We start from the raw sequence: 25,656 nt of genomic DNA on the forward strand, positions 1-25,656 counted from the left end.
AAAGAAAGCACATGTAAGGAAGGGCGGGATTGCCGTCGATGCCTATGATTGGCGGGAACGGATTCCGTCGCGCCAGCCTTCTTCATGATGGAGAGGTAACACAATACAGCGGCCTTCTGGTTTGCAGTTATGAAGATTTTTTTGATGGTTAAGTTATTGTTGCTCTGGTTGTGCGTGGTCGCCCCGGCTACTGCCCAGATTCTTAAGCCCACTCACTTGAGCACGGCGCTGAGCCAGTCCAGCGCCAAGGTAGGGGAGGAGATTGAGGTGGTCGTGAATGCGCGCATCGACGACAAATGGCACCTGTACGCTTCTGATTTTAGCGACGAAGTAGGGCCGGTAGTATTCACGATAGCTTTTAAGCCCAGCCCGGCCTATGCCTTGGTGGGCAAGCTGCAGTCCATTAAATCGCACCACGAGCAGGACGAAGTTTTCAAAGGCGAGGTCGCCTTCTGGGAAAGAACTGGCCAGCTGCGCCAGCGTATTCGCGTGCTGCAGCCGGGCCCGCTCACCATCACGGCCGAAGCTGATTACCAAAGCTGCACCACCGTGGACGGCCGCTGCGTGCCCGGCAACGAAACCCTGAGCTTCGGACCGGTAGCCGTAGCGGGTGGCCCTGGGCCTGCCACTGGCGCAACTGCCCAGCCCGGTGCGACGCCGGCAGAAGCTGCTGCAGTGGCAACGGCGACGCCGGGTGCGGCTCCTGCTGCTTCGGCTACTCCGGGTGCTACACCACTGGCTTCTGTTGAATCGCCAGCAACTGCTACTGCACCGGTGCTACCCGGCGATGTAGTGCCCAGCGAAGAGCCCACCGCGACGGTAGCTGCCGCCGCACCGGCCGTAGCCGGCGTTGTGGCCGAAGACCCCGTGAACAAAGCAGGGGGGCTCTGGTCATTTGCGCTCCTGGCGTTCACGTTTGGGTTGGCGGCGCTGGTTACGCCCTGCGTGTTTCCCATGGTGCCCATGACGGTTTCGCTGTTCACGAGCGGCAACGACAGCCGCCAGCGCGGCATCCTGAAGGCGCTGGTGTACGGGGCCAGCATCATCGGCATCTATGTGCTGGTGGGGGTGCTGGTGTCGGCGCTGCTGGGCGAAGACGGGCCTAACCTCATCAGCACGCATTGGCTGCCAAACGTCATTTTCTTCGTGGTATTCGTGGTGTTCGGGCTTTCGTTTTTGGGCTTGTTTGAAATAACGCTTCCGCACACCATTGTGAACAGCGTGGATACTCAGGCCGACAAAGGCGGCTGGATGGGTATCTTTTTCATGGCCCTCACGCTGGTAGTGGTATCGTTTTCGTGCACGGCGCCCATAGTCGGGAGTATTCTAGGCTTGGCCGCCCGCGGCGAGCGGATTACACCCATTGTGGGCATGTTGGGCTTTTCGTTGGCATTTGCGCTGCCGTTCACGCTGTTTGCCATCTTTCCTTCGTGGCTGAAAAGCCTGCCCCGCTCGGGCGGTTGGCTCAACACGGTGAAAGTAACTCTGGGCTTCGTGGAGCTTATGTTGGCCCTTAAGTTCTTAAGCACTGCCGACTTGGCTTATCACTGGCAGCTGCTTGACCGCGACGTATACATTGTGCTCTGGATTGTGCTCTCGGCGCTGCTGGGTTTCTACCTGCTAGGCAAGTTTCGCCTCTCACACGACTCGCCGCTCGACCACCTCAGCGTGGGGCGCCTGCTAATGGCAGTGCTCGCCTTTGCCTTCACCGTGTACCTGGTGCCGGGCCTGTTTGGAGCGCCGCTGCCCTTGCTGGCCGGCTACCTGCCTCCCCAAACCAAGCGCGACTTCTCATTGGCCACGGCCAGCCAGAGCACCGCCACGCCCGCCCGCCAGTCAGCCAACGCCTTGTGCGAGCCGCCGCGTTTTGGCGAGTTTCTGGAACTACCGCACAACCTCGATGGCTACTTCGACCTGGAGCAGGCTAAGCGCTGTGCCCGTCAGCAGAATAAGCCGATTTTTATTGACTTTACCGGGCATGCCTGTGTCAATTGTCGCAAGATGGAAGCTACCGTGTGGAGCGACCCACAGGTGCTGCAGCGCCTGCGCAACGACTTCGTGGTAGTAGCTTTGTACGTCGACGACAAATCGGAACTGCCCAAAACCGAGTGGTACACGTCGCCGCGCGACAAGCAGCTCAAAACCACGTTGGGCAAGCAAAATGCTGATTTACAAGTTACTCGTTATGGCTTCAACGCCCAGCCGTATTATGTTATCATCGACCCGGACGATGCCACTGGCAAACCCCTGGTAACGCCAATTGCCTATGAGCCCAATGTGGCGCAATTCAGCGCGTTTCTGGATGCTGGGTTGAAGCAGTTTCGAGGGCAGCAGACGCCGGTGGCCACGCGCTAGCCCACGCAGACCCACGGTCATTCCTCTGCCAGCCCTCCACAATCGATTTAACGCACGAAGAGGCGGCCTCCACCCAGAAGCCGCCTCCTACTAGTGTGAGGCGCGCACCCACCCAGATGCGCTGCCTCGTTTTTCCCCTCTTCTCCTCTGTTTCTAACCACAGCCGTAGCGAAAGAAATTTATTTCTCTCATCAGAAAGCCCGAAACGAAAAGACTGGAACACCAGAACCTTCGTTTGCAACGCTTCCTACATTCTCGTGTAGTTATCTGCCTTGGATTGTAACAAATGTAACCTTACAACCTGATTGATGCAAACTATTGCTGTCTTTGTAATAGAATTTGCAATAAATTTAATTTTGACAACTTAGTTTTGTATTCCCTTTAATTCTTTTCTGCAAAAAATGGCTCGCAATTACGAACTTGACGACACCGACCGGAATATCCTGAACCTGCTCATTCAGGACGCCAAAATGCCCTATACCGAAATTGCCCGCAAGGTGAATGTATCGGGGGGCACTGTGCACGTACGCATGGCCCGCCTCGAAGAGATTGGGATTGTGCAGGGCGCCACGTTGCGCATTGATTACCAAAAGCTGGGCTACGGCGTAAATGCTTTTCTCGGCATCTACCTGCTCAAAAGCTCGGTGTATACCAGTGTGGTGCACCAGTTGCGCGACATTCCGGAAGTGGTTAGCATTCACTTTACCACAGGGGCCTATGGCGTGTTTGCCCGCTTAGTGTGCCGCGACACGCAGCACCTGCGCGACGTACTGCACGACCGGATTCAGCCCATCGACGGCATCGAGCGCACCGAAACCCTGATTTCGCTGGAAGAAGTTATCAACCGCCCGGCCCAGCTGACTTAGTCAACGGCAAGTGCATGGTTCCGAGTAAGGCAGCCGCAACGTACCCCAAGTGCGTTGCGGCTGCCTTGTTTCTGTTGAGGCGAAAGCTCAGTAGCAACGAGTGCTGGCTGGCTTACTTTCGTAGTTCGTTTATGCCCACCGTTCCGCCCGCCACGCTGCTCATTCAAACCGCTTTCATCGGCGATGTCATTTTGATGACGGCGCTGCTGGAATACCTGCACCAAACCGAGCCCGCTACGCCCGTCGATGTGCTGGTGCGGCGCGGCAACGAAGGCCTGCTGGCCGGCCACCCCCACGTGCGGCAGGTGCTGATTTGGGACAAGAAACATCGCAAATACGCCGCGCTATGGCAGTTGCTGCAGAAAATACGAGCCACAGGTTATGGCCGGGTCGTCACGCTGCAGCGGTTTGCCAGTACTGGGTTTCTCACGGCATTTTCGCGAGCTCCCGAGCGGGTCGGCTTTGCCAAGAACCCGCTGAGTCGATTCTTTACGCAACGCGTGCCTCACTACATTGGTGACGGCACTCATGAGGTGACGCGCAACCTGCGCCTGCTGGGGGGCGCGCCAAGTTCGGCGGTGCCCCGGCTCTATCCGTCGGCGGCCGATGAGGCGGTGGCAGCACCTTTGGCGGCGGCCGGTCCCTTTGTGTGCGTGGCGCCGACTTCGGTGTGGTTCACGAAACAGTACCCGGAAGAAAAATGGCTGGAGCTACTCGCGGCGCTGCCCGCCAACCTGCGGGTGTACCTGCTGGGCGGCCCGCCCGATGTGGCGGCTTGCGAGCGTTTGGTTGCCGCCAGCGGCCGAGAAAATGTGCAGAACCTAGCCGGAAAACTGAGCTTGCTGGCCTCGGCAGCGCTCATGCGCGGGGCCGTGATGAACTACGTGAACGACTCGGCGCCCATGCACCTGTGCTCGGCCGTGGGGGCACCCGTCACGGCGGTTTTTTGCAGCACCGTGCCTGAGTTTGGGTTCGGGCCGCTGTCGCCGGTTGCGTACGTGGTGCAAACAAAAGTGCCGCTGCCCTGCAAGCCTTGCGGCCTGCACGGGCACAGCGCTTGCCCGCTCGGGCACTTTCGGTGCGCCCATACCATTGAGGTAGAACAACTGCTTGGGACAGTTAACATTTAACAAGTAGCATTTAACAATAAATAGTGAGGAATTAACAGTTATTCGCGGCTGTCAAATCCGGCTTTGGATTGTTAATAACCAACAGATAATTGTTCGCTGTCAATTGTTAAATGTTAATTGTAAACCGCCCCAAGTACCTTTGTACTTCTTATGCCCGACTACGAAATTCACGAATATCCTAACGGTATCCGCTTGTTGCACAAGCAGGTACTGCATACCAAAATTGCGCATTGCGGCTTTCTGCTCGACATTGGCTCGCGCGACGAGGCCCCGCACCAGCAGGGGCTGGCCCACTTCTGGGAGCACATGGCCTTTAAGGGCACCGAAAAGCGCAAGTCGTTTCACATCCTCAACCGCCTCGAAACCGTGGGCGGCGAGCTGAACGCCTACACCACCAAGGAAAAAATCTGCTTTTACGCCGCGCTGCTCAGCACGCACTTCGAACGCGCGTTTGAGCTGCTCACGGACCTCACGTTCCACTCCGTATTCCCCGGCCGCGAGGTAGAGAAGGAGCGGGGCGTGATTCTGGAGGAAATGAGCATGTACCAAGATGCCCCGGAAGACGCCATTATCGATGATTTCGATACGGTGGTGTTCGGCGACCATCCGCTGGGAGTCAACATTCTGGGCACCCGCGAGAGCGTGAGCCGTTTTCAGAGTGCCGATTTTCATGCCTTCCTGCAGGAGCAGATGCGTACCGACCGGCTGGTGTTCAGCTCGGTGAGCAACCTCCCGTTTAAAGAGGTGAAGCGGCTGGCCGATAAGTTTCTGGCGCCGCTGCCGGCCCGGCTCGGCTCGCGGGTGCGCCGGCCAGTGGGCGGCTACGAGCGCAAGCTGCAGGTCGAGACCCGGCCCATTACCCAGGCGCATTGCCTGGTGGGTGGCCCGGCCTACTCGATTGGAGACGAGCGCCGTATCCCGTTTTTCATGCTAAACAACATCTTGGGCGGCCCCGGTATGAACTCGCGCCTGAACCTGGCCGTGCGCGAGAAGTACGGCCTTGTGTACACCATCGACAGCACTTACTCGCCCTATACCGATACCGGCTTGTTCGGTATCTACTTCGGCACCGAGGGCAAGCAAGTGAAGCGGACCCTCGGGCTGGTGCAAAAGGAGCTGAAGCTGCTGCGCGAAAAGCTGTTGACCACCAACCAGCTGCACGTAGCCAAGCACCAGCTCATGGGCCAGCTCGCTATGAGCGAAGAAAGCAACAGTGGCCTGATGCAGCTGCTAGGCAAAAGCACCCTGGACCTGGGCCGAGTGGAGCCGTTGAGCGAGATTTTTGAGAAAATCGAGCAAATTTCGGCGGCCGAGTTGCGCGAGATGGCTAACGAAGTGCTCACGGAGGACCACCTGAGCGTGCTGCAGTACGTGCCGCAAGGTAAATGAGTGCGCCTGTCTTTGGCCATGTAGGCACGGCTCGTCCGGGCGACTTGTTTGAATCTAGGTTGGAGTTGTCGCTGCATCGACAGCATCGGCCTAGGCAAGCCGGCATTTGCGCAACGCAGAAGGAAGGAGCTGAAAGCATTGTGTTGTCAGATAAATACGAGGACGACGAGGTGTATGAGGACTATATCCTTTACACCGGGCATGGTGGGAGAAACCAAGAGTCGGGCAAGCAGGTAGCGGACCAAACTTTAACGGACTCGAATCTGGGCTTGGCTCGAAGCGAAGCAACGGGCCGGCCAGTGCGTGTTTATCGCAAAGTGCGCACTGATACTAAAACGTCTGCGTTTCGTTACGAAGGACTTTTTCGGGTAACAAGCCATCAATACGCGGTGGGAAAGTCGGGCTTCGGTGTTTTCAGGTTTAGGCTGGAGCCTATGTTGTCATCAGCTTCTGTAGGGCTAGCGCCTCTTAAAAAGCCATATATAGTACCTGATTTGTTCCACGGCCCTGAGCCTATTGTAAACGAAGCCGCTCCTCGCTACGAAGCCACGACTTCACGCCTAATTAGAGATACTGCCATAACGAGAGAGGTTAAAAGTCTCTACAGGTATCGGTGCCAAGTGTGCGATGCGCAGTTACAAGGTCCAACTGGTCTATACGCGGAGGCTGCGCACATTAGACCCTTAGGTGCTCCGCATCACGGACCCGATATTTTGGCCAATGTCCTTTGTTTCTGTCCCAACCATCATGTTCTTTTTGATTTAGGCAGTTTTGCTATTGCGAATGACATGACACTATTAGGCTTATCTGGTCATCTGCATTATAAGCCGCAGCATCAGGTGGGAAGTGAGTTTTTGGCATACCAACGTCAGCATATCTATCTGCAGGCAAGTACTAAAGCCAGTTCCCTCTCGCCGGAAGAATGAACGACGACTCCATCCAGGCTTACGCCGAATTGCACACTGCCCCCGAGCCGCCGCTCCTGGCCCAGCTCACCCGCGAAACGCACCTGCAAACCATGACGGCGCGCATGAGCAGTGGGCACGTGCAGGGCCGGTTTCTGAGCATGCTCAGCCAGCTTATGCGACCGCGCCGCGTGCTGGAAATTGGGACTTTTTGCGGCTACGCAACGCTGTGCCTCGCCGAGGGCCTCGCGCCAGACGGCGTGCTGCACACCATTGAGATTGACCCCGAGAAAGAGGCCCGCATTCGGCGCTACGTAGCGGCAGCGGGCCTCACGGCGCAGGTGCAGCTGCACATAGGCGCGGCGCTCGACGTTTTGGCGACCTTGGTCGATGAAGAGTGGGACTTGGTCTTTATTGACGCCGACAAGCGCAGCAACGACGCTTATTTTGAGGCAGTCATGGGGCAGGTGCGTCCGGGCGGGTTGCTTATCGTCGATAATGTGCTGTGGAGCGGCAAGGTGCTGCCCACGCACGAGCTAAAGAGCGGCGATAAGGACACTCCTTTCGTGCGGGCCTTCAACGACAAAGTAGCTCAGGACGCACGGGTAGAGCCGGTTTTTCTGCCCCTGCGCGATGGATTGCTGCTCCTGCGCAAGAAATAATTGGCAGCAGCTGCCCCATTACTCGTTAAACCTGGCCTGGCCACGGCAGTCAGAAGCGTTTGCGTCACCAGTTTCAGTTCTATGCGGCTTTCTACCATTCTCTTGTTATTGTTGTTGATTGGGAGCGCCGCGGCCCGGGCGCAGGCTCCTGCACCTACCTCCGTAAGTGGGCGCGTGGCCGATGGCAAAGACCAGTCGCCGCTCATCGGGGCCAATGTGCTTCTCATTCGCTTGCCCGATTCGGTCCGGACCGGAACCGCCGCCGACGCCGAAGGCCGCTTTCAGTTTGATAACGTGGCCCCCGGCCGCTACGTACTCGATGCTTCCTTTGTGGGCTATCAGAAACTGAGCCAGGCCGTGGTGGTGAACGGCACGCCCGTACAGCTGGGGCTGCTGGCGCTGCAAACCGGCGGCGTGCAGCTTAAGACAGTAATAGTGACTGGCCAGGCGGCTCAATCAGTGCAGAAGGGCGATACCACCCAGTTCAACGCCAGGGCTTTCAAAACCAACCCCGATGCCACCGCCCAGGACCTCATCACGAAGATGCCCGGCGTGACCGTGGGCACCGATGGCAAGGTGCAGGCACAGGGCGAGGCTGTGCAGCGCGTGCTGGTCGACGGCAAAGAGTTTTTCGGCAACGACCCCGACGCCGTGCTCCGCAACCTGCCCGCCGAGATGGTGGACAAAGTGGAAGTATTTGACCAGCGCAGCGAGCAGAGCCGGTTTTCGGGCTTCGACGACGGCAACACCACCAAGACCATCAACATCGTAACCAAGGTAGAATTCCGCAACGGCACCTTTGGGCGCGTGCTGGCCGGGGCGGGCACGGAGCGCTACCGCGCCAGCGGCAACGTAAATACCTTCAAGGGCGACCAGCGTATTTCGGTGCTGGCCCAGTCGAATAATGTGAACGAGCAGAACTTCGGCACCGAGGACCTGCTGGGCGTGGTGGGCAACTCCAACCAGGGCGGCGGGGGCCGGGGCGGCCGAGGCGGTGGCCAGGGTGGCGGCGGCAACGGTGGCAACGCCGGCGACTTTCTCGTGAACCAGAACGGGGGCATCACCCGCACCAATGCCGTGGGCCTGAACTACTCGAACTCCTGGAACAAGAAGACCGATATGTCGGCCAGCTACTTTTTCAACCGGGCCAACAACACGCTGCTCAGCAATACGCAGCGCCAGTACGTGCTGCCCCAGCAAGCCAACACCACCTACACCCAGAACAACAACCAGAACAGCCTCAACACCAACCAGCGCTTCAACATGCGCCTGGAGCATAAGATTGATTCGGCCAATTCCATTCTGTTTCGGCCGCGCTTCAGCTACCAGCAAAACGAGGCTACCACCAACATTGCCGGCCTCACGCGGCGCGGCGGGGAAGAGCAAAGCCGCATTGCGAGCAACTACGGCTCCAACAATAATGGCCTGAACACCGGCGGCGACCTGCTGCTGCGCCACCGCTTTGCCAAGCCCGGCCGCACGGCCAGCCTCAACATTGGGGGCAGCTACAGCCACCGCGACGGCAACAACCTGCTGCGCACCGTCGACACCGGTTCGGCCCTCAACAGCCTCAACCAGGCCAGCACCCTCAACCAAAACGGCGGCAACATCAGTGGCAACCTTTCGCTGACCGAGGCCCTCAGCCGCACCGACATCCTGCAGGGCAACTACACCATCAACTACGCCCCCAACAGCTCGCAGAAATACACCTACGACTTGCTCACCGGCGACACCCGCCAGCTCAACGAAGGCCTGAGCAACGTGTTCGACAACTACTACCTCACGCAGTCGGGCGGGCTGACCTACCGGCACAACACCCCCAAGTACCAGGCCAGCGTGGGACTATCGGGGCAGTATGCCGAGCTCTACAGCGACGCACAGTTCCCCCGGCCCAGCATCGGGCGCTACACCTTCGTGAATGTGCTGCCCAACGCCAACGTCAACTACCGCTTCACGCGGCAGAAAAACCTGCGTTTTAACTACCGCACCAGCACCAGCCCGCCCAACGTGAACCAGCTGCAGGCCGTGGTGAACAACTCCAACCCCCTGCAGCTGACCATTGGCAACCCCACGCTGCGCCAGGAGTTCCAGCACTCGGCCAACCTGCGCTATACGGCCTCCAACCCGGAAGTATCCAGCAATTTCTTTGCGCTGCTGTCGGGCTCGTTTACCCAGGACCCCATTTCCAACCGCACCCTGGTAGCGGCCCGCGACACCAGCGTGGTGCCCGAGGGCGCGCCCGCCGTTCGCCTGCCTGCCGGCGGCCAGCTCACCCAGCCCACCAACCTGAGCCAGGAGTACACGCTGCGCTCGCTGGTGAGCTACGGCCGGCCTATCACAGCCCTGAAAACCAACGTGAACCTGAGCGCCAACGCCAACTTTACCCAACGGCCGGGCATCGTGAACGGCGGCCTGAACTTCGCCCGCACGCCCTCGTTTGGGGCCGGCATCACGCTCAGCTCCAACATCAGCCCCAACCTGGACTTCACGGCTTCCACTACCTCAAGCCAGAACTTTGTGCGCAACACCCTGCAGGCGCGCCTCAATACCAACTACTTCGCGCAGGTTACCCGGTTCCGGCTGGGCTGGATTTTCGGTCCGGGCATCAACCTGCAAACCGACCTTGTGCATCAGGCTTTTTCGGGTCTCTCGGCGGGCTTCAACCAGCAATACGTGCTCTGGAATGCCAGCCTGGGCAAAAAAGTACTGCCGGGCCAGCGTGGCGAAATCCGGGTGTACGCTTTCGACTTGCTGGGCCAGAACCGCGCCATTCAGCGCAACGTGACGGAGGCTTACTACGAAGACGTGCAAACCACCATCCTGCAGCGCTACCTCATGCTAATGTTTACTTACAACATCCGGAGCGGCAATGTGGTGGCTCCTGCTGAGCCCACCGATGGCCCCCGCGGCGAGCGCGGCTCTGGCCGGCCGGATGGTGGTGGGCGCCGCGGCGGTGGCTCGCAGTAGGTAATTTTTCATCAGTTGGTAAGTAATAGCCTGTCATCCTGAGCAGAGCGAAGGACCTTACCACGCTTGTGCCGATTGATTGCTGCAAATTGTTCTTTGGTGATAAGGTCCTTCGCAGGCTCAGGATGACAAACGTTTGGATAGCTTGTGGCTTGACAGGGTTTTGGGGACTTTGGGTATGATAGACAGTTGCCATGGTTAGCGCGCCGCACCACGCACAACGGACCATTTGGTCAAAATTCAGGTTCTTTGCAACTTCGGGCGGGAGGTGGCCACGGTGGCCGCCCTCCGTCCGCTTTGTTTATGCGAAATTCTGTAGTATTGTTTCTGTTGTGGGCCCTGGCGTGGGCGGGTCCGTTGGCGGCCCGTGCCTCGGCTGCTTTTCCCCGGCCGCAGGTGGCCGCCTCGTTTGATGTGCTGGGCCTGCGCCTGGTGCTGAACGATGAAGCGCAGCGGCTGGTGCAGCAGAAGGCCGATGGCCTGAGCCGTCACCAAGCCTCGTTTCAGGCCCGGGTCGACATGGCCGATGCAGCCTTCCCCATCATCGACCGCGTGCTGAAAGAGGAAGGCGTGCCGCTTGATTTCCGCTACCTGGTGCTGCAGGAAAGTGCCCTGCTCGGCGATGCGCAAAGCGTGCACGAGGCTGTGGGCTACTGGCAGTTTAAGCGCGAAACCGCTGCTGGCTTGGGCCTGGTGATGAACAATAACGTGGACGAGCGCAAGCACCTCACTGCCAGCACGCGCGCCGCTGCCCGCTACCTTTTGCGCAACAATGCCTCGCTGCGCAACTGGCTGAACACCCTCTTGAGCTACAACCTGGGCCTGACCGGCGTGAAGCCCTACGTGCTGCCCACCGACGTGAACGCCACCGAAATGGCCATTACCGAGGCCACTTCGCCGTACATCATCACGTTTCTGGCCCATAAAGTGGCGTTTGAGCCAGCTTGTGGCCTCAACCCCAAGCCGCCGTTGCGCCTGCAGGAGTTCCCGGCCACCGCCGGCCAAACCCTCGAAGCTCAGGCCCTCGCCCTACACACCGAGCCTGCCAACCTAGCCTTACACAACCGCTGGCTGCTGGCCGCCGCCGTGCCCACCGACCGACCCTACACGCTCATTGTGCCCATTGGCGACGTAACGCAGGCGGCGGGCATCATTGCCAACCAGCGCCTGCAAAGCAGCAAAGAGTTGCTCAATGTGCCCGAAGTAAGCCCAACTACCACGGCCGAGGTGCGACTCAACAACCTGCGCGCCCTGATTGCCCTGCCCGGCGAAACCACCGCTGACCTGGCCCACCGGGGCAACAAGCGGCTGGGCGAGTTTCTGCGCTATAACGAGCTCCGGGCTTTTGACGTGGCCATCACCGGCCGCCCGTATTACCTGGAAAGCAAGCGCGACGTGGGCGCCGTGGAATACCACGTGGTGCAGCCCAAAGAAACTGTATTCGACGTAGCGCAGAAGTACGGCATGCGCAGAAAATCCGTGCTCAATAAAAACCGCATGGCCCGCAACGAAGAGCTGCGCCCCGGCCGCCTGCTCTGGCTGCAGCACGTGCGCCCCCGCGAAGTGGCCGTGGAGTACCGGGCGCTGCCCGAGAGCCGCGGCATCGAACGCCGGCCGGTTGTCATCCCGCAGCCCGTGCGCAGCGAGCCAGTGGCTGAGCAGCGGTCCAGTGCCCCCGTGGCAAGAGCCGGCAAACCTTCCAGAAAGCGCCGCCTGGATTCCGAAGAGGGATGGGGCGAGGCATTGCCTAGCCGCACCCCTCCGGTAGCGGCAGCGCCTGCCCCGGCTCGTCCGACGGCGCCCGCGCCGGTTTCTGTACCCGCGCCAGAGTCTGCGCCCGTTCCAGCCCCGGCATCTGCTCCGGTTTATGCGCCTGCTCCAGCCCCAACAGTGGCGCAGCTGCCGCCTCCCGCAGCAGCGCCGGCCTCGGCGCCGTTGGCCGATGAGCCGCGTGAGCCTGAGCTGGTGGCAGAAGCAGAAGTAGAGCCCATCGCAGCACCTAACCCGGCTCCCACCGTGGTAGCACCAGCTAAGCCGGCCCCGGCCGTAGCCGCCATACCTACGCCGGCGCCCGTGCCGGTACCAGCTCCAGCCAAGCCCGCAGTTCCACGTCCGGTACCCACCGCGCCCCGGCCCGTGGCCTCAGCCACACCGACTGCTGCGACTGCTGCCGAAGCTGCGCACCGCGTCGAGCCGGGTGAAACGGTCTACTCCATCAGCCGCCGCTATCAGATGTCTCCGGCTACGCTCATGGCAATGAACAACCTTACTTTGCCTGCTACCTTATCCGTGGGCCAGGTGCTGCTGCTGAATGCGGCGGATTCGCAGCCCGCAGCTGCTGCGCCGGTTGTTGCGCCGGTTACTATGCCCGTGCCGGCAGCCCGGTCTACTAGCACAGCAGGGCGGCCCAATCCGGCCATTTATGTGCCTAAGCCTGCTGCTTCGCAAGCTGCGCCGGCATCTGCAGATATTCAGCACACTGTGGCAAAGGGAGAGACTTTGTACAGCATCTCCAAGCTGTATCAAGTTACCGTGGCCGACCTGCAGGCTTGGAATAACAAGCTCGACGGCAACGTCCGGATTGGGGAGGTGCTCACCGTGAAAGGGAAATAGCGCCGCTGCTAAGCCAGCTGCGCGGTGTAGGCCGTGCGGGAAATCCGCTGGGTGCGGGCGCGCAGTAGGGCTACTACTTCCTGGGTACTGCGGTTCCGGTCGCCAAGGTTGACGAAGTGCTGAGCCAACCGGTCGTAGCGCTTGGTCATCAGGTACAGAAATACGTGGAGGAAGTGGATGCCGTCGAACACGATGGCATCTTGCCGGGAGTATTCGGCCAGGTTCTGGCGGAAGTGGTGCGGGTGCTCGGTCCAGTGCAGGGCCGGCTTGAGGTGGTGGCTAATATGGTAGCCGTCGTTCCAGCACTTGTGGTTGTAGGGCGTGTTGATGCACGTAATGCTGTTGCGGTAGCAGTTATCGGGGGCCGCGGCGTCGATGAAGGCGTGCTGCGACCAGTTGCCCAGCATCATCACCACGCGCGAAAGAATAACCGGGAGCACCAGCACCGCCAGCGTAGCCGGCAGGTTCACAAACGCCAGCCCGATGGTAGCCGCGATGTACACCAGCTCGCCGCGCAGCAGGCGGTGCCGCAGCTTGGGCTTGTTGCGCCGCGTGAAGTACTGCACCAGCTGCGGGATGCCCAGCAGGAAAAAGCTGCCCAAGTACTGCGCAAACCCCCGCAGCGAGTCGCGCTGGTAAAACATGGTGGAGCTGTCGTCGTCGGGCAGGTTGTTCTCCGGGTGGTGCATGCCCAGGTGGTGCGTAAAATAAGTTTCCGGCGTCTGCCCAAATAGCGGCCCAATCACCCACGGAATGTAGTTGTTGAGGAAGCCGTACTTCTTTTTGAACAGCACCCGGTGGCTGGTGCAGTGCAGCATCAGCCCAAATGGCCCTTTGAAGCGCAGGTTGCCCAGAAACAGGTACACGGCCAGCACCGCCCACCACGCCCAGCCCGTGAGCGCAGGCACAAACAGCAGCACCGCCAAAGGCAGCAGCGTGGCCGATATCTTCAGAATGAGGTAGATAAACGGCAGGTCGCGCACATCTTGCACGTAGCGGCCAAAAAACTGGTCGAAGCGGGATGGATTGGTAGGGGCGAGGTAAACCGGGTCGGTGGTAGCAACAAAGCTTTTCATAGTGGGGATAGGAAGATTATTGCTATCCGGGACTAGAAAGCAGATGCGAAGTGCTCGAAAGCAGCGGCGCGGCACACAAAATCAGCAGCGAGCCCAGAAGGCTAACGGCAGCTTGATATAAAACGCGGTAGCGCTTAACAAGTTCAGTATCGACGGCTAGACAGAGGCCAGCGGTCTGGCCAAAGCCCTAAAAAACGCACCCCTCAGGGAATCAGGCAGCAGGCAAATAGGGTTTGGGATTGCCCCCAGCCCGGGGGTATCTTTACTAAAACCGCCGCTCCCATTATCAATTGCTCCCTGTTAATTGATAACTGTTAATTGAAAAATATGCCCGTTTTCTCGCACCTCCACTCGCACACCCAGTATTCGCTACTCGACGGCCAGGCCAGCATTTCGGCCCTGATGAAGAAGGCGCAGAAGGACGAGATGCCCGCTGTAGCCCTCACCGACCACGGCAACATGTTCGGGGCGTTCAACTTCGTGGCCGAGGCCAACAAGTACAACGTGAAGCCCATTGTGGGCTGCGAGTTTTACATGGTGGAGGACCGGCACAAGAAGGCTTTCAGCCGCGAGAAAGGCGAGCGCGACACCCGCCATCACCAGTTGCTGCTGGCCAAGGACCAGGCCGGCTACCACAACCTGAGCAAGCTCTGCTCGATGAGCTTCATCGAGGGCTTGTACTCCAAGTTTCCGCGTATTGATAAGGAGCTGCTGCTGCAATATCACGAGGGCCTGATTGCCACCAGTTGCTGCATCGGCGCCGAGGTACCGCAGACCATTCTGTTCGGGACCGAAGCCCAGGCCGAGGAAAAGCTGAAGTGGTGGCTTGATGTGTTCGGCGACGACTACTACATCGAAATCCAGCGCCATGGCCTGATGAACTTCGATGGCACCGGCAAAAGCCAGGAAGACGTGAATCAGGTGCTGCTCGGCTTCGCAAAGAAGTACAACGTCAAGGTGATTTGCACCAACGACTCGCACTACGTCGACCAAACCGACTACGCCGCCCACGACCTACTGCTGTGCGTGAACACCGGCGAGGAGCACAGCATCCCGGTCGGCGACGTGCGCACCAACTACTACACCTTGCTTACCAGCAATGGTCAGGTGCGCTACGACCTGCTCGACAACCTGCGCCGCGACCACTCCCGCGACGAAAACGCCCAGAAGCAGCTGCGCCGCATCGACGAGGAGCTGCAGAAACCCAAGCCGCACACCCGCTTTGGCTTCGCCAACGACCAGTTCTTCTTCAAGAACCAAGCGCAGATGAACGAGCTGTTTGCCGACCGGCCCGACAGCGTGGACAACACCAATGAGATTGTCGACAAAATCACGCCGCCCAAGCTGGCCCGCGACATTCTGTTGCCCAACTTTCCCATTCCTGCGCCCTTTGCCAATGCCGATGAATTCCTGCGCGAGCTGACCTACGTGGGGGCTTTTGGACCGGGCGCTGGCAGCGGCACGGTGAAGATGAGCAAGCCGCCGCGCTACGCCGAGCGTACACCCGAAATTGAGGAGCGGCTGGATTACGAGTTGCGCATCATCCAGACCATGGGCTTTGCGGGCTACTTCCTCATCACCCAGGACTTCATCAACCACGGCCGCAACATCGGCGTGGCCGTGGGTCCGGGCCGGGGCTCAGCTGCCGGTTCTGCGGTGGCCTACTGCGTGGGTATCACCAACATCGACCCCATCAAGTACTCGCTACTATTCGAGCGCTTTCTGAACCCCGAGCGCGTGTCCATGCCCGATATCGACATTGACTTTGACGACGTGAACCGTCAAAAAGTCATTGACTACGTGGTGGATAAGTACGGCAAAACGCAGGTGGCCCAGATTATCACCTTCGGTACCATGGCCGCCAAGTCCAGCATCAAGGACGTGGCGCGGGCCATGGAGCTGCCGTTGCCGCAAACCAACGACCTCACCAAGATGGTGCCCGACAAGCCCGGCACTACCCTGGCCGGCGCCTTCGCCGAAAACCAGGAACTGGACATGATTCGGCGCGATGAGTCGCCCGAAAACCTGAAGGGTCAGATTCTGCGCCTGGCCACGCAGCTGGAGGGCTCGGTGCGCAACACCGGCATTCACGCGGCCGGCGTCATCATCGCGCCCGACGACATCACGAAGTACATCCCCGTCTCGACCTCCAAGGACTCGGACCTGCTCATCACGCAGTTCGACGGTAAGGTGATTGAGTCGGCCGGCATGCTGAAGATGGACTTCCTGGGCCTGAAAACCCTGACCATCATCGTAGATGCGCTGCGTCTGATTGAGCGTAACCACGGCGTGACCATCGACATCGACGAGATTCCGCTCGACGACGAGAAGACCTACGCCATGTACCAGCGCGGCGATACCATCGGTACTTTCCAGTTTGAGTCGGAAGGCATGCGCCAGTATTTGAAGGACCTCAAGCCGACGAATATTGAAGACCTGATTGCCATGAACGCCCTCTACCGCCCGGGCCCGATGCAGTTCATCCCGAACTTCATCAACCGCAAGCACGGGCGCGAAGAAGTCGAGTACCCGCACGAGCTGCTGAAACCCATCCTGGAATACAGCCAGGGCATCATGGTGTACCAGGAGCAAATCATGCAGACGGCCCAGATTCTGGCCGGCTACTCGCTCGGTGGCGCCGACTTGCTGCGCCGTGCTATGGGTAAGAAGGACATGAAAAAGATGGCCTTGGAGCGTGAGAAATTCATCGAAGGCGCCAAGAGGATACACGACATCCCGGCCAAAAAGGCCAATGACGTCTTCGACGTGATGGAGAAGTTTGCCGAGTACGGCTTCAACCGCTCGCACTCCGCTGCTTACTCAGTAGTAGCCTACCAGACTGGTTATCTGAAGGCCAACTACCCGGCCGAGTACATGGCCGCCGTGCTCACCAACAACATGGGCGACATCAAGAAGGTGACCTTTTTCATTGAGGAAGCCCGCAAGCAGGGCGTGCCCGTGCTTGGCCCCGATGTGAACGAATCCCTGCTCAAGTTCAACGTGAACCAGGAAGGCGCCATCCGTTTCGGCATGGGCGCCGTGAAAGGCGCGGGTGAACTCGCGGTGGAAAGCATGGTGGAGGAGCGCGAGAAAGGCGGGGAGTACTCCGATATTTTCGATTTCGCCAAGCGCGTGAGCCTGCGCACCGTAAACAAGAAGACCTTCGAAAGCCTGGCTCAGGCCGGGGCCTTCGACGGCTTCGGTAAGCACCGCCGCCTATACCTGGATGCGCCCGCCGGCGACCAGAACCTCATCGAGAAGGCCATGAAAATGGGCCAGCAGCACCAAGCCGCCAAGGAATCGGCCCAGCACAGTCTGTTCGGGGCCGGAGCCTTCGGGGCCGTGGCCGCGCCGCTGCCCAAAATGCACGAGATGGAGCCCTGGAGCAAAACCGAGCAGCTGCGCCGCGAAAAGGAAGTGGTGGGCTTTTACCTCTCGGGCCACCCGCTCGATAGCTACAAGCTGGAGCTGGATGCCTACTGCACCTGCGGCCTTGACAAGGTGGAGGAGATTAAGAACAAGGAAATGGCTGTGGCCGGCCTTATCAATAACGTGCTGTTCAAGACCACCAAGACCGGTCAGCCTTTCTGCACCTTCACCCTGGAGGATTACGAGACGAGCATCAATCCGGCGCTGTTCCGCGACGACTACACCAAGTTTGCCCCGCTCATCAACCCGCGCAACTACCCCAACGAGCAGGTGCCGCCCATGTACGTGCGCCTCAAGCAGGAGCTGCGCCGCCACACCCAGGACCAGTGGGACCTGCGCATCCTCACCATGGAGCCCCTGGCCGACGTGGCCGAGAAGCGCAGCAAGGGCGTGCGCGTGCGCCTCGACCTGCGCACCGTGACCAGCCCCATGCTCGACCGTCTGGAAGAAGCTATTGAAGCCGCGCCCGGCAGCAAGCGCCTCGAAATTCAGTTTGCCGAGCCCCACGAGCACCTGGCCGTGGACATGTTCTCGCGCCGCTTTCAGATTGAGCCCAAAACCTTTATTGAAAAGATGAAGGAGATGGAAATGGAGGTTTGCACGCTTATCTAGGGCTTGTAGTACAGCAATGTGGTATACAGAGCGTCATGCCGAGCATTCTGCGCACCAAGCAGAGACCGAGGCATCTCGCTTATCGTAGCAACTCCATTGTGAGGGCGATGCGAGCGAGATGCCTCGGCTGCGCTCGGCATGACGTTTCCAGCTTTCGGATAGCTAATTAAGCCATTCGCCGGGTGTCACAGCGGGGGAGATGACCCTTCTGAACTTTCCCCCGTACACACTGTTTAACCATCCAATCTGCTACCTTGCGACCCCGTTGGCCGTATACGCCAGAATAACATTAACCCAACCCAAACTAAAATGGGACACAAAGCAATTGAAATAACCGACGCCAACTTTGATGAAATCATCAGCGGCGACAAGCCAGTATTGGTCGATTTCTGGGCCGAATGGTGTGGTCCCTGCCGCATGGTAGGCCCCGTAGTGGAAGAACTTGCCGGCGAATACGAAGGCAAAGTCATTGTGGGCAAGGTTGACGTAGATGCCAACCCCCAAACCTCCATGAAGTTCGGCATCCGCAGCATCCCGACGCTGCTCGTGTTCAAGAACGGCCAAATCGTTGACAAGCAAGTAGGTGCTGTTCCGAAGCACGTACTGGCCCAAAAACTAGAAGCACAGGTAACGGCTTAATTCCGTTATTGTCTATAAACGAAAAGCCCCTTGCCAGACTGGCAAGGGGCTTTTCGTTTATACAGGTGTTGCTTGGCCCGAGGACCGGCCTCCGGGGAGAGGCAGGCTGCTAGCCGCGCTGGCAGCGGCGCCAGTTGGCCCGGGAGATGTGGCGTGCTTTGGCCTTGAGCTGCTTCTGGCGCTGGTGCAGCTGCCGGTCAAGCTTTTCGGGGGCCGAAGCTTTCTTTCCTAAGCCTATGCCCAAAATGCTGGTTGCTGTGGGCTCTGCGGCGACTGTGGCGGCTTGCGTTTGGCCGATTGCCAGGGTCGACAGGGCGAATATTGCGAGCAAAGAGTAAAGTTTTTTGTTCATCTCCAAAAGGGTTTAAGTGTGTGGTTAGCAAGCGGGCCTCCTGGTGAAGGAGTAGATGTCGTTTTGGCAAAGTACCATATTTTAAACTTTTATTGCAATGGGTTAATTGCAAATAATACTGTATTATTTAATAATTGACATTATTTGAATTTGAAGAGGCTACAGTTGTCTCGGATTAAAATGTTGATATGTAGTATATTGGAGGGCGGGTGAATTTTTTTTCAATTTACTTTATATATTATATTTCATATGCTTTTCGGCTCGGCCAGCAGGCATAGCTCGGGCTTTTGAAGGTCATGCAGTGGGCCAGAGCTAGCTTTATAGAGTGCTGCTTAAAAACCCCGTGCTTTTAAGAACAAAGGCTCACATTTACAGCCAACTGTGACGCGCCTAACTGCGTACGAGGTCCATCTTTTCGCCCACCCTTATTCGTCCCTAATCATGAAGCGCATCCTCAGTTTTCTCGTCTCGTTGAGTTTGATTGCCGGCTCGGCGGCCTTAGCCCAAACGCCTGCTGCTCCGGCCGCGCCCACGGCAACAGCCACCACAAGCGCCAACTCAACCAAAACAACCACCCAGACCACCCAAAATCCAGGTCGGGTGACCACCACGCGGTCGACCACCACGAACAACCCCGCGGGCATGACTAAGTCATCGACCAGCACCAAGGGCCAGGGCACGATGACCAAGTCGAGCACCATGACCACGCCCTCGGGCAACACCAAGACCACCAACAGCACCAAAATGAAGGCCGATGGCACGCCCGACATGCGTTATTCGGAAAACAAGAGCAGCACCGAAGTAGTCACGGGCCCCCGCAAAGCCGATGGCACCGCCGATATGCGCTACAAAGCCAACAAATCGAGCAAGGTGATGACCAAAACCAAGAAGTAACGGCGCTGCTCCGTTCACACCAAAGCCCTTGTCAGTACTGGCAAGGGCTTTTTTTGTACAATACAACTCGGGATAACCAAGCCGAGGGACATACGCAGCCCCTGCACCTCTAGCCCCAGCCGTTTCGGCCCCCAACAGCCGCCTGCCTAACTTGCGGTTCCCATTCCAACCAATTCCCTGCATGCGCTACACCCCCCTGGCCCCCGAGCTTTTTGTTGAGAACCGCCGCCGCTTCCGCGAGCAGCTGCCGCCAGCCTCGCTGGCCGTTTTTCAATCCAACGACATCATGCCGACCAACGCCGACGGCACGTTGGCCTTTCGGCAAAATAACGACCTGTTTTACCTCAGCGGCGTCGACCAGGAAGAAAGCATTCTCGTGATTTTCCCAGATGCGCGCCTGCCGCAGCACCGCGAAATCCTGTTCCTGAAAGAGACTTCCGAGCACATCCTCATCTGGGAAGGCTACAAGCTGACCAAAGACGAAGCGCGCACTAACTCGGGCATTCGCAGCATCATGTGGCTCGACAGCTTCAACACGGTGCTGCCCGCCCTCATGAACGAGGCCGAAAACGTCTATTTGAACTCCAACGAGCACATTCGGGCCGTGGTGGAGGTAGAAACCCGCGATGCCCGCTTCATCAAGCGCCTGCAGGGCCAGTACCCGCTGCACACCTACCGCCGCGCCGCGCCGCTGCTACACCGCCAGCGCGCCATCAAGAGCCGCGAGGAAATCAAGGCTATGCGCGAGGCCTGCAGTATCACCGAAAAGGCGTTTAGGCGCTTGCTGGGCTTCGTGAAGCCCGGAGTGTGGGAGTTTGAGCTTGAGGCCGAAATCGTGCACGAATTCATGCGCAACCGCAGCCGCGGCCCGGCCTACGGCAGCATTGTAGCCAGCGGCAAAAACGCCTGCGTGCTCCACTACACCACCAACGACAACCAGTGCCAGGACGGCGATGTGATTCTGCTGGACTTCGGGGCTGAATACGCCAATTACGCCGCCGACCTTTCGCGCAGCATCCCAGTCAATGGCAAGTTCACTCCGCGCCAGCGTCAGGTGTATGACTCGGTGCTCGCCGTGATGGACTTCGCTAAAACCCGCCTCGTGCCTGGCGGCGAAATCGAAGCCTACCACCGAGCCGTGGGCGAGCACATGGAACAGGAGCTCATCAAGCTGGACTTGCTGAATGCCGCCGACGTGAAAAACCAGGACCCCGCCGCGCCGCTCTACAAGAAGTATTTCATGCACGGCACCAGCCACTACCTCGGCCTCGACGTGCACGACGTGGGCTATAAGTACCGCACCTTCGAGGCGGGCATGGTGTACACCGTGGAGCCCGGTATTTACATTCCGGAAGAAGGCTTGGGCATCCGTTTGGAGAATGACATTCTGCTCACCGCCACAGGCAACGAAGACCTGATGGCCAACATCCCACTACAGGCCGATGATATTGAGAAGCTGATGGCCTCAGCAGGGCAATAACAGCTGGATAAGCCCAGAACGTCATGCTGAGCGGAGCCGAAGCATCTCTCCCGCACTACTAAAATCAATTAGTGGCGCGGGAGAGATGCTTCGGCTCCGCTCAGCATGACGTTCTTTTTTGCCCCGGTTTCAGGGCTAGCCTTTAGTGCAGGGTTGCGCTATTGAGCGGTGGCCTGCACAATTTGCGGCAGGTACTTAGTGAGGGCCTGCACCTGAGCGCGGGTGAAATTGCCTTCCACATCAACCAACACAAACGAGTCGGTCACGTCGGGCAGCTGGCCGATGGCGGCAAACTCAGAAACCCGGTCGCCGTTGGCCCGCACCGATACTTTGTAGTCGTTGCCCAGGGCCGTCCCCGCCGAAATTGGCTCATAGCGATTGCCTTGCAAGATGCCCGTGGCCTCTTGCACCAGACCTTGCTGGGCCAGGTTCTCAGCTGAGCCAGTCACCGGCGCGAAGCTGATGACGCGGGCCTTGCGAATGCCGGTAATGGCATTGGTCAGCTCAGAGCCGCCGAGCAGCTTGGCGGCTCGCACCAAGGCCAGGCGTTCGAGCAGGTCGGCCGACCAGTCCATGGTTTTAAAGCCCGAGCGGCCTTGGTACTTCGAGAAAAACGAAGCCACGGTAGTAGCCGGGGTGCCAGGGCCAGCGGTGCGGCAGCCGGCCATGAGCAAAATAAGGAACAGAACGGGAAGGCGAAGTTTTTGAATCATGGGGCAAAGGTGCGTTGGAATAGGTGCGTTGTACGCACGCAGGCCGGGCTGCGGTTGCCTGCGGCCTGCCCCTCGCTCTCCAGCCACTACCGGCTTTCTGCCTTTGCCTTTTCCTCTTTGATTGGCTCTTCCTTCGGCACGCCGCTGGCGTCGGACGTCTGAAAGTCAATCGTGTTCAGGAAAAACACTTCCCGGTCAGCGCTGCGCTCGGCGCGCACGCGCTGGTAGCCGGTGGCCACAAAGCGGGTGCCAAACCAGGGCAGCAAATCGGCCTGAAAAGTATCGGCGGCCCGCTCCTTGCCGGTGTCGGTGGGGCCGGAACCGGTCTGGATGAGCACATGGTGGTCGTTGGGCGATGACTCGGCCCGGTTTATCAGCTTATAGCGCAGCTTTTCTTGGTCGAGGTACGCCAGCACCAGTCGGCCGTCGGGCAGGGTTTGGAGCCGCACGGCTTCCTCCAGGTTGTAGCGGCGCAGGTTTTCGACCACGAAGGTGTTATCCCAGAGCAATGCGCCCGACCGGTCGAAACCGCAGACCAGCGCATGGGTAGTTTGGTAACCGTCGAACACGCGGGAATTGCCGTAGTTGCCCCCAAACTGGTTGCCAATGTTATTGAATGGCCCCGTGTAGGTGCCGTAACTGTTGTAGCGGTAGTGCGGGTAGTACACCTCGGCCACCAGCACGTAGCCGCCGTCGGGCTGCGGCACCAGCTCGTGCAGCAACAGGCGGTAGCGCCAGCGCATCGGCGACACCGAGCGGGCCATCCGGCGCTGGGTGCGCTCGCGCAGGCGGGCCTGGCGTGCGGGTTTCATGTAGTCGAAAAAGTGCTTGAGGCGCAGGAAGTCGTAGAACCGCAACGGCGGCTTGGTGCCCTGGCTCGCTGCTGTGCGTAGGTCGGTGGCAAACAGGCCTTGGGCGTAAGTGGGGTCGCGCAGGGAGTAAGTGCCCATCAGCAGGCGGGCAGTGGTGTCCTGGGGTGGGGTAAGCTGGGCCGTAATGAGACTGCGCTCGCTCTCGGTCTGCACAAATTCGGAGCTTACTAGCTGGCCGCGCTCGGTGAGCTGCTTGAGCAGCAGGCGCGACTTGCGCCCGTTGGTTTGGGTCACCACGTACTCGGCGCGCCGGGTGGCGGCATCGGCCACGAAGGTGAGCTGCGTGGGCATGGGCTCGTAGATGGACGAGAGGTACTGCATCTGGCCGGTGGCCACGTCCAGCAGCAGGGCCGTCACGTGCTGCTGGTCGTTGAGGAGCACCGTGGCAAACAGGCGGCCGTCGAGGGCCTTAAGCTCGACAATTTCGCGGCTTAGCTTGGTTTCGAATTGCTGGGTGCGCACTTGGCCCAGGCGGCCGTTGTAGGCAGCCGCCATCAGCCGGCCCGGTATGGTTTGCGACGAAAACAGGGCGTACACAGTATTGCCCTCGGCGCATATGCGCTTAAACTCAAACTCATCGGGCACTTCCAGCGCCAGCTCGTTGCGGAGCTGCAGGTTGTGGTCGTACTGCTGAAAACCGAAAGAAGACTTGCGGGAAAGGGTCTGTTCGCGGCCCACCAGCAGTACCACGGTGCTGTCGGCGGGCAGCGTTTGCACGTGCACTTCGCTGTTTGCCACAGTGAGAGGTAGCTCGGTGCGCGCGGTTTGCCGGGGCGCGTTGGGTGGGGGCGGAGGCAGGGCGCGCTTCTGGGCGTGCAGCGCCGGCGAGGCAGCCAGCACCCACAACGCGAGCAGCAGGGAAGGGTAGTAAGGTTTCATGCCCGTGCGCCGTAAAAACAATAGTAACAGCTTACTCCAACGAAGGGTAACTAATTTAAAGATACAACCGAACCATGCCTTTCTGTTCCGTGAAAAGGCAGCTTTATTTCGTGCCGAGTGCCAGAATAGCATCAAATTCCTCGGGCCGCACGGGCAATACCGAGAGCCGCGACTGGCGCAACAGGGCCAATTCGCTCAGGCGGTCATCGGCTTTGAGCTGGGCCAGGCTCACGGGCTGGGGCAGGGGCTGCACCGGGCGCAGGGCCACGGCCACCCACGGCGAGCCGGCTTCGGCGGTGGCATCGGGCGCGGCCGGGGCGGCCACTTCAGCAATGCCTACTACGGCTTTTTCGCTCACGCTGTGGTAAAATAGCACTTGGTCGCCGGGCTGCATCAGGTTCAGGTTGTTGCGGGCTTGGTAGTTGCGGACCCCAGTCCAGGCAGTGCCGTCTTCGTGCACAAACGTGGTCCAGGAATACGCTTCGGGTTCAGATTTAACAAGCCAATGCTTCATGTAGTAAGGGAAATGTCAGCGAAATGGGGAGTCGTGAATGATTGCAGGGCAAAGCTAAGGGCCCCGCCATTCAGCGGCTTCTTGGTAGTATGATGCCGCCACTTCCCCAATTCACCACCTACTTGCCCACTATTTTGTTCAAATACCTTTCAAAAGCAGCCGGCCCGCCGGGTATGTAGCCGGTTTTGGCCAATACTTTCCCATCCGGCGCCACAATTACGGCCAGCGGAAAATCGCCTTCGCGGTTGAGCTGGGCTGCCGCGGCCTGGTTAAGCTTAACTTGGGCGGGCGTGGGCTGGTTCTGGGCCTGGCGGGGGTAATCGAAATGAGCCAGCACCAACCGGCTTTGGGCGTAAGCCGCGAAAGCGGGCTGCGAAAAAACTTCCTGCTCAAACACCACGCAGGGCTGGCACCAGTCCGAGCCCGAAAAAACCACTACAAGGGGCCGGTTTGTAGCCTTGGCCTGCGCCTGGGCAGCTCCTAGGTCGGAGAACCATGCCGCGGCGGGGGCCTGGGGCGTGCCGCTGGTCACCGGATAATCTAGTATCACCTGCGGCGAGGAGCTAAGCGGCGAAGTCGGTTGCGGGGCAGACTTCACGGTGGTTTCAGCAGTAGAACTAGTGGATTTGCCTTTGAGAGGCTGTTGCGCCTGCGTAGAGCACGCGCTGACCAACGGAAGAACCAGCACGGCAACCCGTACTGGCCAAATAGCGCTTACAAAAGACATGTTCAAAAGCAGAAGGGTAGTGGGCACGGAACGCCGTGGCAGGGAAGGCAGTTCTTCAGGTTCTTGTCAAGGTGAAGCGTTCGCTCCTGAAATTGCGAAGATTCAACCGCTGATTCCCGCTACGGCAGGCGCCGCACCTTGAGCACGTGCCGAACAGAGTCGAGGTCAAGAATTTCCAGCGTGTAGGACGAGTCTTGCCCTTCGGCCAGGTTCACGCGCAGGCGATTGCCGCGGTCCATGGCCCAGGTGCCGTCGCGACCAGCCAAGCCGTCGGCGGGGGCGATGTCGAACTGCTCGAAGCGACTGAACGGCTTGATGGCAAAGCCCGTGCGGCCCCGCGACGGTGGGAAAGCATACGTATTGGGTCGGTACACCAACGTGTCGCCTTCATTCTCCTCCTGCGAGAGCAGCCACGTGCCCTCCAGCTGCTTCATGGTGGGTATAACGCTGGAGCGGCGCTGCTGGCAAGCGCCGGAAAGCAGCAGCAGCACGGGCAGCAGCCGGGCAACAGAATGCAACTTGAGCATGGTGTTCTGCGAAAAGGAGTGGGCTGAAAGGTAAGGCCAATCAGCTAGGTACGTG

Annotated in this window: 19 protein-coding genes; 12 read left to right on the forward strand and 7 right to left on the reverse strand. The window is 59.3% G+C overall.

Features of this window, described 5'->3' with window-relative positions:
• Nucleotides 1-129 precede the first annotated feature (129 nt).
• From BMZ66_RS18510 to BMZ66_RS18545, 8 genes are all read left to right on the forward strand, one after another.
• Nucleotides 130-2,355 (forward strand): protein-disulfide reductase DsbD family protein, encoded by a 2,226-nt coding sequence (locus BMZ66_RS18510; RefSeq protein ID WP_092677035.1) that lies wholly within the window; start codon nt 130-132, stop codon nt 2,353-2,355.
• 401 nt (nt 2,356-2,756) lie between these two features.
• Nucleotides 2,757-3,221 carry an Lrp/AsnC ligand binding domain-containing protein gene (locus BMZ66_RS18515; protein ID WP_092677037.1) on the forward strand — a complete coding sequence of 155 codons (465 nt, stop codon included), beginning with the start codon at nt 2,757-2,759 and terminating at the stop codon, nt 3,219-3,221.
• Nucleotides 3,222-3,352: 131 nt separating this feature from the next.
• Nucleotides 3,353-4,351 carry a glycosyltransferase family 9 protein gene (locus BMZ66_RS18520; RefSeq protein WP_092677039.1) on the forward strand — a complete coding sequence of 333 codons (999 nt, stop codon included), beginning with the start codon at nt 3,353-3,355 and terminating at the stop codon, nt 4,349-4,351.
• Nucleotides 4,352-4,501: 150 nt separating this feature from the next.
• Nucleotides 4,502-5,740 (forward strand): M16 family metallopeptidase, encoded by a 1,239-nt coding sequence (locus BMZ66_RS18525; protein ID WP_092677041.1) that lies wholly within the window; start codon nt 4,502-4,504, stop codon nt 5,738-5,740.
• Entirely contained in the window at nt 5,737-6,666 is a 930-nt protein-coding gene (locus BMZ66_RS18530) for a YDG/SRA domain-containing protein (protein WP_092677043.1), read from the forward strand. The genes BMZ66_RS18525 and BMZ66_RS18530 overlap by 4 nt, the downstream gene beginning before the upstream one ends.
• Nucleotides 6,663-7,307: an O-methyltransferase gene (locus BMZ66_RS18535; RefSeq protein ID WP_092677045.1), complete on the forward strand. Its 645-nt coding sequence runs from the start codon at nt 6,663-6,665 to the stop codon at nt 7,305-7,307. Before BMZ66_RS18530 ends, BMZ66_RS18535 begins: the two co-directional genes overlap by 4 nt.
• An 81-nt stretch (nt 7,308-7,388) precedes the next feature.
• Nucleotides 7,389-10,274 carry an outer membrane beta-barrel protein gene (locus tag BMZ66_RS18540; protein WP_092677047.1) on the forward strand — a complete coding sequence of 962 codons (2,886 nt, stop codon included), beginning with the start codon at nt 7,389-7,391 and terminating at the stop codon, nt 10,272-10,274.
• 303 nt (nt 10,275-10,577) lie between these two features.
• Nucleotides 10,578-12,887, forward strand: coding sequence for a LysM peptidoglycan-binding domain-containing protein (locus BMZ66_RS18545; protein WP_092677049.1), 2,310 nt, complete (start codon nt 10,578-10,580; stop codon nt 12,885-12,887).
• A gap of 8 nt (nt 12,888-12,895) precedes the next feature.
• Here BMZ66_RS18545 and BMZ66_RS18550 read toward each other — a convergent pair whose 3' ends face one another.
• Nucleotides 12,896-13,963, reverse strand: a complete 1,068-nt coding sequence (locus tag BMZ66_RS18550) for a fatty acid desaturase family protein (RefSeq protein WP_092677051.1) — start codon at nt 13,961-13,963, stop codon at nt 12,896-12,898.
• Nucleotides 13,964-14,290: 327 nt separating this feature from the next.
• Between BMZ66_RS18550 and dnaE the strand changes: the two genes are divergently transcribed.
• Both dnaE and trxA read left to right on the forward strand, forming a co-directional pair.
• Nucleotides 14,291-18,004, forward strand: a complete 3,714-nt coding sequence (gene dnaE, locus BMZ66_RS18555) for a DNA polymerase III subunit alpha (RefSeq protein ID WP_092677054.1) — start codon at nt 14,291-14,293, stop codon at nt 18,002-18,004.
• 309 nt (nt 18,005-18,313) lie between these two features.
• Entirely contained in the window at nt 18,314-18,643 is a 330-nt protein-coding gene (trxA, locus tag BMZ66_RS18560) for a thioredoxin (RefSeq protein WP_092677057.1), read from the forward strand.
• Nucleotides 18,644-18,752: 109 nt separating this feature from the next.
• On the opposite strand, the gene BMZ66_RS18565 is transcribed toward trxA, so the two are convergent.
• Nucleotides 18,753-18,995 carry a hypothetical protein gene (locus tag BMZ66_RS18565; protein ID WP_092677059.1) on the reverse strand — a complete coding sequence of 81 codons (243 nt, stop codon included), beginning with the start codon at nt 18,993-18,995 and terminating at the stop codon, nt 18,753-18,755.
• Nucleotides 18,996-19,436: 441 nt separating this feature from the next.
• On the opposite strand from BMZ66_RS18565, the gene BMZ66_RS25225 reads away from it, so the two are divergent.
• Together BMZ66_RS25225 and BMZ66_RS18580 are read left to right on the forward strand one after the other, a co-directional pair.
• Nucleotides 19,437-19,889, forward strand: coding sequence for a hypothetical protein (locus tag BMZ66_RS25225; RefSeq protein WP_143080278.1), 453 nt, complete (start codon nt 19,437-19,439; stop codon nt 19,887-19,889).
• A 181-nt stretch (nt 19,890-20,070) separates the two neighbouring features.
• Nucleotides 20,071-21,369, forward strand: coding sequence for an aminopeptidase P N-terminal domain-containing protein (locus BMZ66_RS18580; protein WP_092677066.1), 1,299 nt, complete (start codon nt 20,071-20,073; stop codon nt 21,367-21,369).
• A 158-nt stretch (nt 21,370-21,527) separates the two neighbouring features.
• Here the strand turns inward: BMZ66_RS18580 and BMZ66_RS18585 are convergent, their stop codons facing one another.
• The 5 genes from BMZ66_RS18585 to BMZ66_RS18605 form a co-directional block, all read right to left on the reverse strand.
• Entirely contained in the window at nt 21,528-22,082 is a 555-nt protein-coding gene (locus tag BMZ66_RS18585; protein WP_092677068.1) for a DUF4252 domain-containing protein, read from the reverse strand.
• A gap of 86 nt (nt 22,083-22,168) precedes the next feature.
• Complete coding sequence (locus BMZ66_RS18590; protein WP_092677070.1) at nt 22,169-23,833, reverse strand: hypothetical protein; 1,665 nt, start codon at nt 23,831-23,833, stop codon at nt 22,169-22,171.
• 103 nt (nt 23,834-23,936) lie between these two features.
• Nucleotides 23,937-24,347: an EVE domain-containing protein gene (locus BMZ66_RS18595; protein ID WP_092677072.1), complete on the reverse strand. Its 411-nt coding sequence runs from the start codon at nt 24,345-24,347 to the stop codon at nt 23,937-23,939.
• A gap of 118 nt (nt 24,348-24,465) precedes the next feature.
• Nucleotides 24,466-25,074 carry a thioredoxin family protein gene (locus BMZ66_RS18600; protein ID WP_092677074.1) on the reverse strand — a complete coding sequence of 203 codons (609 nt, stop codon included), beginning with the start codon at nt 25,072-25,074 and terminating at the stop codon, nt 24,466-24,468.
• A 119-nt stretch (nt 25,075-25,193) separates the two neighbouring features.
• Entirely contained in the window at nt 25,194-25,601 is a 408-nt protein-coding gene (locus BMZ66_RS18605; RefSeq protein WP_092677147.1) for a hypothetical protein, read from the reverse strand.
• Nucleotides 25,602-25,656: the final 55 nt, after the last annotated feature.

Source organism: Hymenobacter arizonensis (assembly GCF_900115775.1).
GTDB classification, from domain to species: domain Bacteria; phylum Bacteroidota; class Bacteroidia; order Cytophagales; family Hymenobacteraceae; genus Hymenobacter; species Hymenobacter arizonensis.

What these genes read in the sequence shown, in the direction of transcription:
- BMZ66_RS18550 (WP_092677051.1), bottom strand. Translation starts at nt 13,963, where the DNA reads ATGAAAAGCTTTGTTGCTACCACCGACCCGGTTTACCTCGCCCCTACC.
- BMZ66_RS18585 (WP_092677068.1), bottom strand. Translation starts at nt 22,082, where the DNA reads ATGATTCAAAAACTTCGCCTTCCCGTTCTGTTCCTTATTTTGCTCATG.
- BMZ66_RS18530 (WP_092677043.1), top strand. Translation starts at nt 5,737, where the DNA reads ATGAGTGCGCCTGTCTTTGGCCATGTAGGCACGGCTCGTCCGGGCGAC.
- BMZ66_RS18520 (WP_092677039.1), top strand. Translation starts at nt 3,353, where the DNA reads ATGCCCACCGTTCCGCCCGCCACGCTGCTCATTCAAACCGCTTTCATC.
- BMZ66_RS18510 (WP_092677035.1), top strand. Translation starts at nt 130, where the DNA reads ATGAAGATTTTTTTGATGGTTAAGTTATTGTTGCTCTGGTTGTGCGTG.
- BMZ66_RS18525 (WP_092677041.1), top strand. Translation starts at nt 4,502, where the DNA reads ATGCCCGACTACGAAATTCACGAATATCCTAACGGTATCCGCTTGTTG.
- BMZ66_RS18515 (WP_092677037.1), top strand. Translation starts at nt 2,757, where the DNA reads ATGGCTCGCAATTACGAACTTGACGACACCGACCGGAATATCCTGAAC.
- BMZ66_RS18545 (WP_092677049.1), top strand. Translation starts at nt 10,578, where the DNA reads ATGCGAAATTCTGTAGTATTGTTTCTGTTGTGGGCCCTGGCGTGGGCG.
- BMZ66_RS18565 (WP_092677059.1), bottom strand. Translation starts at nt 18,995, where the DNA reads ATGAACAAAAAACTTTACTCTTTGCTCGCAATATTCGCCCTGTCGACC.
- BMZ66_RS18605 (WP_092677147.1), bottom strand. Translation starts at nt 25,601, where the DNA reads ATGCTCAAGTTGCATTCTGTTGCCCGGCTGCTGCCCGTGCTGCTGCTG.
- BMZ66_RS18535 (WP_092677045.1), top strand. Translation starts at nt 6,663, where the DNA reads ATGAACGACGACTCCATCCAGGCTTACGCCGAATTGCACACTGCCCCC.
- BMZ66_RS18540 (WP_092677047.1), top strand. Translation starts at nt 7,389, where the DNA reads ATGCGGCTTTCTACCATTCTCTTGTTATTGTTGTTGATTGGGAGCGCC.
- BMZ66_RS18595 (WP_092677072.1), bottom strand. Translation starts at nt 24,347, where the DNA reads ATGAAGCATTGGCTTGTTAAATCTGAACCCGAAGCGTATTCCTGGACC.
- BMZ66_RS18580 (WP_092677066.1), top strand. Translation starts at nt 20,071, where the DNA reads ATGCGCTACACCCCCCTGGCCCCCGAGCTTTTTGTTGAGAACCGCCGC.
- trxA (WP_092677057.1), top strand. Translation starts at nt 18,314, where the DNA reads ATGGGACACAAAGCAATTGAAATAACCGACGCCAACTTTGATGAAATC.
- BMZ66_RS18600 (WP_092677074.1), bottom strand. Translation starts at nt 25,074, where the DNA reads ATGTCTTTTGTAAGCGCTATTTGGCCAGTACGGGTTGCCGTGCTGGTT.
- BMZ66_RS25225 (WP_143080278.1), top strand. Translation starts at nt 19,437, where the DNA reads ATGAAGCGCATCCTCAGTTTTCTCGTCTCGTTGAGTTTGATTGCCGGC.
- dnaE (WP_092677054.1), top strand. Translation starts at nt 14,291, where the DNA reads ATGCCCGTTTTCTCGCACCTCCACTCGCACACCCAGTATTCGCTACTC.
- BMZ66_RS18590 (WP_092677070.1), bottom strand. Translation starts at nt 23,833, where the DNA reads ATGAAACCTTACTACCCTTCCCTGCTGCTCGCGTTGTGGGTGCTGGCT.